Source organism: Pontibacter sp. HJ8 (assembly GCF_054824225.1).
The window spans coordinates 1-12,328 of the sequence record NZ_JSYF01000253.1 but is presented as its reverse complement, the minus strand read 5'-3'; the positions used below and the strand labels follow the sequence as shown (position 1 = coordinate 12,328).

The following is a 12,328-nucleotide window of genomic DNA, read 5'->3' as shown; positions in this document are numbered from 1 at the left end:
AAGTGCAGGTATAAGAAATCAGGTATAGCACCACAAAAAAAGGTCCGGGATGAATCACCCCGGACCTTCAAACATTTTACATAAAGTAGTTTTATATCTGGTAAAGACATAGGCTACTATATTCCTGCCTCACGCCGTATTAACTGCTGGTCGTGGCCAACTGGGGTGCGGATGCTAACTGGGCAGCTACTATCGTCTGCCACTTTCCAGCGAGCTTCAGTTCCTGGCTTAGATTCAGGCTTTCTTCCCGGTTATAAAATTCCAGTGTCTGCTCTGCATGTTTCGAATGACGCGGTATAAAAGCCAGTTCTATCCTGTCAATGATCCTGTTGCCGTTCGTTTCTGTGCTCAGGTTATTTACCCTGCATTGGCTAAGCTCGGTCAGGTCGATGACAATTTCCTGGTCCTTGCCTTCCTGTTTTCTGGTGTAGAGCAGTTTATGCTGATCCGGGGCAATGCCTATCGTGTAAATCGTGTCCCAGGTGTCATACTGCGAAATATTCAGCTGATGCTGCCCGGCTACCTGCCTGAAATCCTGTAAGAGCATCGTTATTTTCTTCTTATAATTTCTCTGAATCAAAAGCAGAGGTCCCACGAATATTAGTAGGCACAGGAGCCCGATGATGATTGTTTCTAAATCCATCTTTGTTTTTTGTAAAATACAGAATATACCCTGCCCTGGCTGATAAGCTGTCAAAGCTATCTGCGGGCTGGCTTTAAAAATTTTTGTAAGATTGAGGCGCTTGAGCGTTTCTCAAAAACTAAGAGTGGATTACCAGAAGTAATGGAAGGGGAATATGATATCACTGCTTGCCAGGCTAAGGCAAATTGCCTTTGACTGTAAAAGATACTGCGTAGCAATGCCTTGAATTCTGCACTCAGTCGAATGCCAGCTATTTACAAAGCCAAGGATATTGTTCGAATTCGGAGCAGGCAGTTGGTTAACCGGGCTTACAAAGCTATCACCGGATCTGTCAAGGAATTTAAATTTGTTTTGCCCGCTCTGGGAAAGACTTGAGCGGGGATCATCCTCGCCTATACCTACTGATGCTGTTTGGGGTATACCTACGCAGAAACCATCACCCAAGCCGCCGGCAAAAGACAGCAAAAAGGCGAGGAGCAGCAGCAGACAAGATCTTGAAAGATTACCCATTGTCCAAAAATACTCTTTTACTTGCTGATTAACCAAGAGTCCCCTTCTTATTTTGATATCAGTGACTGTAATGCTCAACTGCCTTCAGGTATAGCCTTCTTCCGGTCAGGTGTTTTAAACTACACTGGTAGGCACATGTTAGTCTGTAAGTTGGACGTGCCGCCAGAATGTGTATATTAGCTTATCCATATAACAGAATAAATCGTTAACTGAAACTGAGTCTTTACTAGCTGCAGCTAAACTAAACTGATGAGAAAAATTAAACTATTTTTCGGTACCCTTTTGCTGCTCCTGCTTTCGGGAAATAGCGTCACCGCCCAGGACTGGGCAAACTTAACCCGTTACCGGGAGGAAAATGCCAAACTCGGCTTGCCTGCTTCCGGTGAACGCAGGATTGTGTTTATGGGCAACTCGATTACAGAAGGTTGGGGAAATATTCACCCTGCGTTTTTCTCTGGTAAGCCCTACATCAACCGGGGGATAGGCGGACAAACTACGCCGCAAATGTTGCTCAGATTCCGGGCTGATGTGATCGATCTCAAGCCAGCTGTTGTCGTGATACTGGCCGGAACCAACGATATCGCCGGCAACACTGGGCCTTCCACGCTCAAAATGATAGCAGATAACATCTTTTCCATGGCGGAGCTAGCAAAAGCACATGGCATCAAAGTCGTGCTTTGCTCGGTGCTGCCTGTTTTTGATTATCCCTGGAAACCAGGTCTGCAACCGGTGGGCAAGATCACAAGCCTGAATGAACAACTCAAAAACTATGCTGCCGCGAACGGCTTCATTTACCTGGATTACTTCCCGGCCATGGCAGATGAGCGCAAGGGGCTGAAGGCGGCTTATTCAACGGATGGCGTACACCCGAACGAAGCAGGGTATAAAGTCATGGCGCCGCTCGCAGAAAAGGCAATTGCAAAAGCTTTGAATCAGAAATGATCGAGTACCAGGTATAGCCCGGGAGTCGGTAAGCCTGGGCTATACCTGGGTTGTTGAATCTTAGCCTATACCCGGGTCAGGTTTTGGAAAAAGATCAGGGGGAATAAGTATAGGAAGAAAGAAGGTTATCCGGCTTAGTTTCCAGACCTATGAATTCAGCTATACCTGTTGGTCGTCTTCGGACTCCGATTGTTTCGGACGTAGAATTTTATTGTCGACTGAGTAGCGTCCGGGGCCAACGATCATAAAGAACAGCAGCAACCCTATCACGATGACTGAAAGGGCCAGCTCATAATTATGTAAGTTGACACCGCGCTGCGGGTTTACGATCAGCAGCGCCCCAATGAGGATCGGAAACTGACAGAGGAGTGCGAGGCGGGTCAGAAAACCGAAAGCAATCATCAGCCCACCCACAATATGCACCACACTGGTCAGCATGTGCGCCTTACCGGCCGACAGGATGTCCTGGCTTGAACTGAAAATGTAAAACACATCTGTCGTATGCTCCAGGAACAAGAGGCCTTTAAAAAAGAGAAATAGCCCCAAAAGAACACGCAGACCGTCCATCCAGAGCGGATTATTGGCACTGTTGATATGCTGTGGGTGATAAAGATCCTGGGTAGTAGCCATGGCTTTAGCAGTTTAAGTCCTAAATCTATATTTTTATATATACGGGTTAGAGTCTCCTTACGGATACTGCTTCTGTTACAATTCTTTTTGGTGTCCCTCCATTTTTTATGAAAATTTAATATAAAAGCTCATGAGTTTGGCTAATATCTCCTTACTTTTGTAAACCGAATGAATGTTCAGTTGATAATAAGCTGATATGGAGCCTATAGCAGAAAAGAAGAAAGCGATCTTTGAAAGTACGTTAGACCTTGTAAGGGAAAACGGGTTTCATGGTACGCCAATGAGCCTAGTGGCTAAGCAGGCAGGCGTGGCAGCAGGCACCATTTACCATTATTTTGAAAGCAAGGAACACCTTATCTGTGAACTGTTCAAATACGTTCAGGAGCAGGTAAAAGCGGTGGTGCAAAAAGAAGACTGCGCTACAGTTTCTTTCAAAGAGTGCTTTTTTAATCTGTGGTTCGGCCTCTATACCTTCTACAGGGACAATCCGAACGTGTTTAAGTTCTTCGAACAATTTACAAACTCCCCTTATAACAAGTGCCGGGTTGGTCTGGAGCAGGATGAATTTCACCGGCTGTTGTTCGCTTTTTTTGAACGCGGCATTGCGGAAGGCCATCTCAGGCACATCAGCCCTAAAATACTGGGCACCCTGGCACACAGCAATATCATATCAACTGCTAAGATTCAGGTTGCCGGCATACTCACCCTGCAATCCGGAGAGCTGGAACAGATTCCGCTGATTCTTTGGGACGGCATGCGAAACAGATAAAACACCTTCCATACCTTGTTTTCCAGTCCAGTATTCCTTCTGTCAATTTTGAAAATTATATCAATGTTTAACCATTTAACAACAGTTTCCTTTCACACTGAAAAAAGGAATTAAAGAGATTTTACAGAAAGCAGCTATCAGGAATGAGCTTGCTTACGTTTAATACCAATCGTCAACACACAGTACATCAAGAGTATACATGAGAATTATAGAACGATTAAAGCCACTCCTGACCGGGTGTTTGCTGTTCCCAACAGTAATGCTGGCCCAGACCGGAACGCCGGCGGCCACCGACAGCCTGACACTGGAGCAGTGCGTGGAATTTGCGCTTGAAAACAGGGCCGCCGTGGAGCAAGCGAAAATAAACGAATCAATTGGAGAGCGGGAGATCAAATCCAACCTTTCCGGCTGGTTTCCACAGATAGGTGCCCGCTTCAACGGTACACACAATATCAAACTGCAGCAGCAGCCTTTTGGGGACCAGATCGTTACGCTTGGCCAAAAGTATACTTCCAATGCCGCATTGGAGGCTACCCAGACCATATTCAACAGTGACCTGTTGCTGGCATCCAAAGCAGCCCGGTTTACCAGGCAGCAACTGGATCAGCAGCTGACGGATGTGAAGATCAATACCGTTGTGGATGTGAGCAAAGCATTCTACGACGTGCTGCTCACCCAGGAGCAGTTGCGCATACTGGATGTGAACCTGGTGCGTCAGGAAAAGCAGTTCAACGATGCCAAAAGCAGGTATGAAGTAGGATTGGTGGATAAAACCGATTACCAGCGTGCCGCCATTACCCTGGCCAATATCCGGAGCGACCGGAAGCGGGCAGAAGAAGGTATCAAGGCAAGAGTGGCTTACCTGAAACAACTCATGGGCTTCCCAACCGAGCAGGACATCAAACTGGCCTATGACTACAGCGTGATGGAACAGGTCGTTCTGATCGATACCACGCAGGTGATCGCTTTCGAGAACCGGATAGAATTGCAACAGCTGCAGACCCAGCGGGAGTTACTGTTGCTCAATACGGCTTACAATAAGTGGAACTTCCTACCAACTGTTTCCGCTTTTGGCAACTACAATTTCCTGTATTTCAACAATGAATTTTCTAACCTGTATAACCAGTCTTACCCGACATCAGCAGTAGGGCTCCAGGTTTCGATGCCGATCTTTCAAGGCACCAAAAGGCTGCAGAACATCAAAATTGCCCAGCTGCAGGAAGACCGCCTGGATGTTGAAATTGAAGATACCCGCAGAGCGCTCAACACAGAATACCAGACGGTGTTAGCCAACTACAAGAGCGATTATACCGAGTGGCGTACCCTGCAGAGCAACCTCAAAATGGCGCAGGAAGTGTACGATATCATCAAGCTGCAGTATGACGAAGGCGTAAAAGCGTATGTCGATCTCATCGTGGCGGAAAGTGAGCTTCGCACCACCCAGCTCAATTATTACAATGCGCTTTATAACCTGCTGTCAAGCAAGCTGGACTACCAAAGGGCTTTAGGAAACATAAATATCAATCCATAATATCAACGAAATAAGATAATGAAAAATAAGTACGTATGGCTGGCTACAGCCATCATCAGCCCGGCAATACTGGTATCCTGTGGTAGTAACGAAGCAGCAAATCCGCCGATGAACCCGGCTGCCATGGCGGTTCCGGTGAATACCCTTAAGGTGGCAGAAGAAAAAGTGACAGGAACAGATACTTACCCTGCTACGGTGGTGCCGTTGCAGGAAGTGGAGCTGCGCCCGCAGGTGGCCGGCTATGTCACTAACATCTATGTGCGGGACGGGCAGCATGTGACCAAAGGCCAGAAACTGTATGAAATAGACCAAAGCAAGTACCGCGCTGGCCTGCAACAGGCGCGCGCAAGCCTCCAGAGTGCCAAGGCGAACCTGGCACGGGTACAAAAGGACCTGGAACGCTACGAAAGGCTGGCCGAGCGCGACGCAATCGCCAAACAGCAGGTAGACTATGCACGCACCGAAGTACAGACCGCGCAGGCGCAGGTGGCTTCGGCACAGGCGCAGGTACAGAGCGCTTCTACTGATGTTGGGTATGCCGTTATCAATGCGCCCTTTACCGGTAACATCGGTATCTCGCAGGTAAGGGTAGGGGCCCAGGTATCGCCTGGTCAGCCCTTGCTGAACACGATCTCTTCGTCTGATCCCATTGCGGTGGATTTCCCGATCAACGAGCAGGAGATCGCGCGCTTCAACAGAATGAAGCAGGGCAATCAGCCGGATTCTCTTTTCACCCTTCTGATCAATGGCGAAACGTACAAACACCCGGGTAAGCTGCTTGTTATTGACAGGGCGATCGGTCGCCAGTCTGGTACCACTACCGTCCGGATACAGTTCCCGAACCCGGATGACGTGCTGATACCCGGTATGACCGTGACGTTAGCTGTCCTCAACCAGGATATAGGGCAACAAGTGGTTATACCTCACAAAGCCGTGACAGAGCAGCTCGGTGAGTTTTATGTATATGTCGTACAGGGCGACTCGGTGGTGCAGCAGAATGTTGAACTCGGAACCCGGGTAAGTGGCAACATTGTCGTGCGCGAAGGCCTGAAACAAGGGCAGCAGATTGTAGTGGAAGGTGTGCAGAGGTTGCGCCAGGGTGCCAAAGTACAAGTGGGTGCCCCGCAGCAAGGCGGCCAGCCACAGCCTACAGGCAAGAAGTAATTTCTATCCATCTTAAGAAGAAATTAAATAAAGAAACATGATTTCAGAAGTATTTATAAGACGGCCCGTCACCGCCATCGTGATCTCAATTGTGATCGTGCTGGTGGGTGTGCTGGCCATGATGAACTTGCCTGTCACCCAGTATCCTGACATTTCACCGCCAACGGTGTCCGTGTCGGCGAGCTATACCGGTGCAGATGCCCAGACGATTGAGCAGGTAATCGCCACGCCGATAGAGACACAGATCAACGGTTCGCCGGGCATGGCTTACCTTACCTCTACCAACACCAATGGTATGTTGAGCATGACAGTTACCTTCGAAGTGGGCACTGACATTGATATTGCCACCCTGGATGTGCAGAACAGGGCCAGTATTGCCGAACCCGCCCTGCCGGAAGAAGTAAGACGACTGGGGGTGACCGTGCGTAAGCGTAACCCAAGTATCATGATGGTAATTGGAATTTACTCTCCGAAAGGCACCCATGGCATCGATTTCCTGGATAACTATACCAACATCTATGTGAAAGACGCGATGATGCGTGTGAAAGGTGTGGGGGATATCTTTGCCATCGGCCAGGACTTCAGCATGCGCCTTTGGCTGCAGCCGGATAAAATGGCCCAGTACAACATTGGTGTAAACGAGGTAACTGCCGCCATACAGGAGCAGAACATGCAGGTGGCAGCCGGTACGGTAGGTGCCACGCCGCAGCAGAGCAGCCAGGCTTTCCAGTACCCGATCACGGTACGCGGCCGTCTGCAGACGCAGGAAGAATTCGGGAATGTTATCGTGCGTACCAACCCTGCTGATGGATCCTTGGTATACCTGCGCGATGTTGCCCGCATAGAATTTGGCCAGTTTGATTATGGCAGAGGCGCCTCCATCAACGGCAATCCTGCCACCATGATGCTGATCTACCAGGCACCGGGCAGTAACGCCCTTGCCACATCCGAGGGTATTTACGCCGCGCTGGATGAGTTGAAGGCATCCTTCCCAGCCGACCTGGATTATATCGTTTCATTCGAGACCGTATCCGTGGTACAAGCCTCTATCAACGAGGTGGTGATCACGCTGGTCGAGGCGCTTATACTGGTGATCATCGTGGTGTTCCTGTTCCTGCAGAGCTGGCGTGCAACGCTAATACCTATTCTGGCTATACCTGTATCGATCATCGGTACCTTCGTGTTCTTCATTCCGCTGGGCTTTACCATCAACACGCTGACGCTGTTCGGTTTCGTGCTTTCGATTGGTATTGTGGTGGATGATGCCATCGTGGTAGTGGAAGCCGTGCAGCATTACATAGACCATGAACGGCTCTCGGCCCGGGAAGCAACCCGAAAAGCCATGAAGGACATTACGGCACCGGTTATTGCAATTGCTTTGATTCTGGCGGCAGTGTTTATACCGGTTGGTTTTATACCTGGTATCGTGGGTGGTCTGTATCAGCAGTTTGCCATCACCATTGCCATTTCGGTTCTGATTTCAGCTTTCGTGGCGCTTACGCTCACACCGGCACTCTGCTCCATCATGCTCAAGCCGATGAACGTGAACAAGAAATCCAGGGGCCTGAACAAGTTCTTCTACAATTTCAACAACTGGTTTGCCCGCACTACTGAATCCTACTCAGTGGGTGTGCGCAAAAGCATAAAAGCGGCACCGCTGGTGCTGATCCTGCTGTTGTGTGTGTATGTAGGCACGGCGGGTATGTTTGTGAACAAACCTTCGGGCTTTATCCCGACTGAGGACGAAGGCCGTCTGTTTGTATCGGTAGAGTTACCGGAAGGTGCATCAAAAAGCAGAACAGATGCTATTCTGGCACAGATGGGCGAAATTATGGCGACCGTACCTGCTGTTCGGAATTATACCGCCATCTCCGGATTGAACGCGATCAACTTCTCCTTTAAGTCGAACAGTGGTACCTTCTTTCTGCAGTTGAAGCCCTGGGAAGAACGACAGGATGAATCGGAGAAGCTTGCCGGTGTAATGGCCACTTTGCAGCAAAAGTTTGCTTCTCTTAAAGAAGCAAATGTAATTGTGGTGGCACCGCCGGCTATACCTGGTCTGGGAGCAACAGGTGGTTTTACCTTCGTATTGCAGCAGCGCCAGGCCGGCGATGTGAAACAATTGGAGCAGGTAATGGGGCAGTTCCTGGGAGCAGCCAATGCCCGTCCTGAAATTGCCATGGCGTATAGCTTCTTTAACGCCAGAACACCAGGTTACCACTTGGAGGTTGACCGTGATAAGGCGAAACAACTGGGCGTAAACGTAGCTGATATTTACGCCACCATGTCGACTTACATGGGTAGCCGTTATGTGAATGACTTCACGCGTTACGGCCGAAACTTCCGGGTGGTAGCCCAGGCAGATACGTCTTTCAGAATGGACATTGAGAGCATGAAGCAATATTATGTCATGAACAGAAGGGGGGAAGCAGTTCCGTTAAGTGCCCTGGTAAACTCGGAGGTAGAGGAAAGAGCGTCTGTGATTTCTCACTACAACCTGTTCCGTTCTGTTGACATTAATGGTAGTGCTGCACCGGGTTACAGTAGCGGTCAGGCCCTGCAGGCATTGGAGGAGGTAGCTGCTGAGGTACTGCCGGCGGGCTACGGCTATGAATTTTCCGGTCTGAGCCGTGAAGAAAAATCATCCGGCAGCACGACCATCTACATTTTCGCGCTGTCCATTATACTGGTATTGCTGCTGTTGGCAGCACTGTACGAAAGCTGGTCCGTGCCGTTCTCTATCCTGTTTGCCATTCCGTTGGGTATTTTCGGTGCCATTCTGGCGCTGACGCTACTGCCTAAACTGGATAACAACGTGTATGCCCAGGTAGGTATGATCACCCTGATCGGTCTGGCCGCGAAAAACGCCATTCTAATTGTGGAATTTGCCAAAGAACGCGTGGACCGGGGCATGGAGCTGATCGAGGCAACCATTGAGGCAGTGAAGCTGCGTTTGCGGCCTATCATCATGACCTCGCTGGCCTTTATACTCGGTGTGGTTCCGCTGGCCATGGCCTCCGGTGCCGGTGCCGTGTCACGCCAGACGATTGGCTGGGTAGTGATCGGGGGTATGCTTGCCGCAACGTTCCTGGCTATCTTCGTGGTGCCGGTGCTGTACGTGGTGATCACCCGAATAGCCTATGGCAAGAAAGGGTTGGCTGCGCTACGGGCGCAAGGCAACAATCGCCCGGATGAAGACGAAGGCGGTGACCCTGCCTATGTGAATCCGCATGCGTAACAACGTATAATGTGCGTAGAAGAAAAGCCCCGGGTAGCAAACTACCCGGGGCTTTTTTATTCCTATTCTGGCAAATTGTTATGCCATGCTGCCATGGTAGATGCCCATATAGAGACGGAGTATGACTAGAAATGTACAAGCCCAGACCCGTTGCGGTTCGGAATCATCCGCTTGATTAAACTATCTTTTCTGTGAGGCGCAGGTATAGCAACTACCAAAAAAGGCCCGGCTTCTACAGCCGGGCCTTTTGATTTTAAAGGGCGAAGTGCCTTATGAATCTAGCTTTTCCAGCAGTCGCTCCATCCAGAAGATAAGGAACAAAGCGACCAGGTTGATGCCGATGAACTTTTGGTCCAGGTCTGTGCCCAGGCTGAAGTGGAAGGAGGAGAGGGCGAGGCGAAATTTAAAGATCCAGCCTTCTACCATGTCCATGCCTATACCTATGCGCAGGCCTGCTACATACTGGAAGGCGTAGGAGCCGAAGGAAAAGTAGATAACCTGCAACACCTGGTTCACCAGTGAGAGCTTCAGACCCAGTTTTGGCTTTCGGAACAGCATGCGTCCGCAAAGAATGGAAAACACATACAGACCGACAGCGAAAATCCCGAAGCGAAGTACCTCTTGTGAGAGGACCAACTCTCCGGCAAACATGACCCAGATCGTCAGGGCGATGCCCAGTATGCCACCTGCCAGCTGATAAATAGCAAGGGCTTTTATTTGATTTCTGATTTGAGGATTCAAAGGCTGGTATTGATTTGAGATTGAAATTATAGAACACTGCGCAAAGCAGGAGACGCGTGTAAAAGTAATGAATTTAGTGGTAAGTTCCTTCCAAAACACGCTCCGGCAAACGAGGCAGACAAGCGGAAAATGCAGTGTACATAAACCGAAAAAGCCGCTCCCCGGATGGATAAGCGGCTTTTAGGGGTATAGGTATAGATCAGACTTACCCGAACTTTACGGATGTCATGGTCAGCGAACCTGCAACGGCTTTGTCATTGAAGAAGGAGACCGAATCTTTGCTGCCTTTCAAGCCCAGGGTATAGAGGAGCGGCAGGTAATGATCGGGTGTCGGTACGGACAGTTGTATCTCTCTGCCCAGGCTTTCATACTTGATCAGGGATTGGTGATCGCCTGCCGTAATGAGCTCTTTGAATGTATCATTGGCCTGGAGGGCCCAGTCAAAGCCATAGGAATCGGCGGTGAGCTTGTCCCAGGCGACCATGCGCAGGTTGTGCACCATGTTGCCGCTACCGATGATCAGCACGCCTTTTTTCCGGAGGTTATACAGTTCCTTGGACAGGTTGTAGTGGTATTCCGGACCCTTGGTATAATCCATGCTCAACTGCAGCACCGGGATGTTGGCTTCCGGGTACATGTGCCGCACGACTGTCCAGGTGCCATGGTCCAGGCCCCAGTCATGATCGAGTTCTACAGCTGTTGTCTGAAATAAGGCCGCCGTCTCTTTGGCCAGTTCAGCGTGCCCGGGAGCAGGATACTGCACGTCGAACAGTGCCTGCGGAAAGCCGCCAAAGTCGTGAATGGTTTTCGGGAAATCCATGGCCGTGATCCGGGTGCCCTTGCTGAGCCAGTGAGCCGATACTACCAGAACAGCTTTGGGAACAGGTATATCCTCCGCCATCTTCTTCCACCGCTGTGAAAACGCATTGTCCTCTATGCCATTCATGGGGGAACCATGCCCGATGAAGAGGACAGGCATCAGCTGCCCGTCTTCTTTCAACCCGTCTGTAAATTTACTGAATGCTGACAACGTTGTCATACCTGCTACTCCTGTGATTAATGTTTTAATGAATGTCTTGCGCTCCATAATCATGCATTTGCCGGTGCTATTCCTACCTGACGCGTGTTACAGCAGGGTATGGACAGCACTAGGTTCAGGGGCTTATTTTAGATTGCTTACAAGTTGCTTCGCGTACGTTATGGTATCAACAGGGGCGCGACCCAGCAATGCCTGCAGATCATTTCCGGTATAGTCCAGCGCGCCGTTCACAAACGTTTCTGCTACGATCACACTCATTACAATGGCTTCTTCCGGTAAACCTATCTGCTTCAACTGGGCTTTGAAAGCGTCAACCGGAACATCGGTATAAGTTATGTCTTTGCCTGTCGCTTCGCTTAAAGCAGTGGCAATTTCACTTAACGTAAGGGCACTACCCGACGTAAGCTCGTAGGTCTTGTTCTCATGGCCGGCCGGCTGTGCCAACACATTTGCCGCCGCTTCAGCCATCTCCGTGCGTAGTGCAAAATTCACCTTTTTGCCATTGCTCGGGAAATACCAAGCCCCGCTTTCCAGGGCGTTTCCTAAGAACAGCGGCAGAAATTCGGTATAAAATGTATTTCGCAGGATGGTATACTTCACGCCGGAAGCTTTCAGAACCTTTTCGGTGTCCGCATGATCCGAAGACAAAGGACTAAGCAATTTGTCTGCCTGGGCCATGCTGGTATATACAATGTGCTGCACACCTGCTTCTTTGGCCGCGTTGATGACGTTCGTATGCTGGCCTACTCTGTCTTCCATGGAACCGGACGAAACCAGCAAAAGGGTTTCTATACCTTGCATAGCCTGCTGCAATGAAGCAATATCATAGTAATCACCAATCCGAAGATCTACTCCTTTTTCTTTCAAGGCAGCACCTTTTGCTTCCTCGCGAACCAAACCCGCTATTTTTGCATCCGGATTTTGCTTCTGCAAAAAGTCGATTGCTGCACTACCCAAATGTCCGTTTGCGCCTGTTATCAGTATCATATCGTGTGTCTTTTATCGTTTAAAATTTTATTTAATTCTGTGTAGCTGCTATACCTGCTGCAGGTATAGCACCGGTTCAAAACCGATCGTCCGGATCAGGTTTGCTGTATTGTTAAGAGCTTCTTGGTCACCCC

11 protein-coding genes are annotated in these 12,328 nt (G+C 49.6%); 5 read left to right on the top strand and 6 right to left on the bottom strand.

All coding sequences use genetic code 11. The annotated features are described in order from the left end of the window. Positions 1-139: 139 nt before the first annotated feature. Both OB13_RS12025 and OB13_RS12020 read right to left on the bottom strand, forming a co-directional pair. A complete protein-coding gene (locus tag OB13_RS12025) occupies positions 140-547 on the bottom strand; it encodes a hypothetical protein (RefSeq protein ID WP_461490413.1) in 408 nt (135 codons plus the stop codon). A gap of 225 nt (positions 548-772) precedes the next feature. Then, complete coding sequence (locus OB13_RS12020; RefSeq protein ID WP_461490412.1) at positions 773-1,231, bottom strand: hypothetical protein; 459 nt, start codon at positions 1,229-1,231, stop codon at positions 773-775. A 171-nt stretch (positions 1,232-1,402) separates the two neighbouring features. On the opposite strand from OB13_RS12020, the gene OB13_RS12015 reads away from it, so the two are divergent. After that, entirely contained in the window at positions 1,403-2,095 is a 693-nt protein-coding gene (locus OB13_RS12015; RefSeq protein ID WP_461490411.1) for an SGNH/GDSL hydrolase family protein, read from the top strand. 159 nt (positions 2,096-2,254) lie between these two features. On the opposite strand, the gene OB13_RS12010 is transcribed toward OB13_RS12015, so the two are convergent. Further along, entirely contained in the window at positions 2,255-2,725 is a 471-nt protein-coding gene (locus OB13_RS12010) for a DoxX family protein (RefSeq protein WP_461490410.1), read from the bottom strand. A gap of 196 nt (positions 2,726-2,921) precedes the next feature. On the opposite strand from OB13_RS12010, the gene OB13_RS12005 reads away from it, so the two are divergent. The 4 genes from OB13_RS12005 (at position 2,922) to OB13_RS11990 (ending at position 9,427) form a co-directional block, all read left to right on the top strand. Beyond that, positions 2,922-3,494: a TetR/AcrR family transcriptional regulator gene (locus tag OB13_RS12005; protein WP_461490409.1), complete on the top strand. Its 573-nt coding sequence runs from the start codon at positions 2,922-2,924 to the stop codon at positions 3,492-3,494. Positions 3,495-3,693: 199 nt separating this feature from the next. Then, the gene (locus OB13_RS12000; protein ID WP_461490408.1) at positions 3,694-5,025 is read left to right on the top strand and encodes a TolC family protein; all 1,332 of its coding nucleotides are present in this window, start codon (positions 3,694-3,696) and stop codon (positions 5,023-5,025) included. Positions 5,026-5,043: 18 nt separating this feature from the next. Beyond that, on the top strand, positions 5,044-6,189 hold the full coding sequence (locus OB13_RS11995; RefSeq protein WP_461490407.1) for an efflux RND transporter periplasmic adaptor subunit: 1,146 nt from the start codon (positions 5,044-5,046) through the stop codon (positions 6,187-6,189). A gap of 37 nt (positions 6,190-6,226) precedes the next feature. Beyond that, a complete protein-coding gene (locus OB13_RS11990) occupies positions 6,227-9,427 on the top strand; it encodes an efflux RND transporter permease subunit (protein ID WP_461490406.1) in 3,201 nt (1,066 codons plus the stop codon). A 270-nt stretch (positions 9,428-9,697) separates the two neighbouring features. On the opposite strand, the gene OB13_RS11985 is transcribed toward OB13_RS11990, so the two are convergent. The 3 genes from OB13_RS11985 to OB13_RS11975 all read right to left on the bottom strand — a co-directional run bounded on the left by OB13_RS11985 (position 9,698) and on the right by OB13_RS11975 (position 12,194). Further along, entirely contained in the window at positions 9,698-10,168 is a 471-nt protein-coding gene (locus OB13_RS11985) for a hypothetical protein (RefSeq protein ID WP_461490405.1), read from the bottom strand. 205 nt (positions 10,169-10,373) lie between these two features. Further along, positions 10,374-11,207 (bottom strand): 4,5-DOPA-extradiol-dioxygenase, encoded by an 834-nt coding sequence (gene ygiD, locus OB13_RS11980; RefSeq protein WP_461490404.1) that lies wholly within the window; start codon positions 11,205-11,207, stop codon positions 10,374-10,376. Between the two features lie 123 nt (positions 11,208-11,330). Next, positions 11,331-12,194 carry an SDR family oxidoreductase gene (locus OB13_RS11975; RefSeq protein ID WP_461490403.1) on the bottom strand — a complete coding sequence of 288 codons (864 nt, stop codon included), beginning with the start codon at positions 12,192-12,194 and terminating at the stop codon, positions 11,331-11,333. Positions 12,195-12,328: the final 134 nt, after the last annotated feature.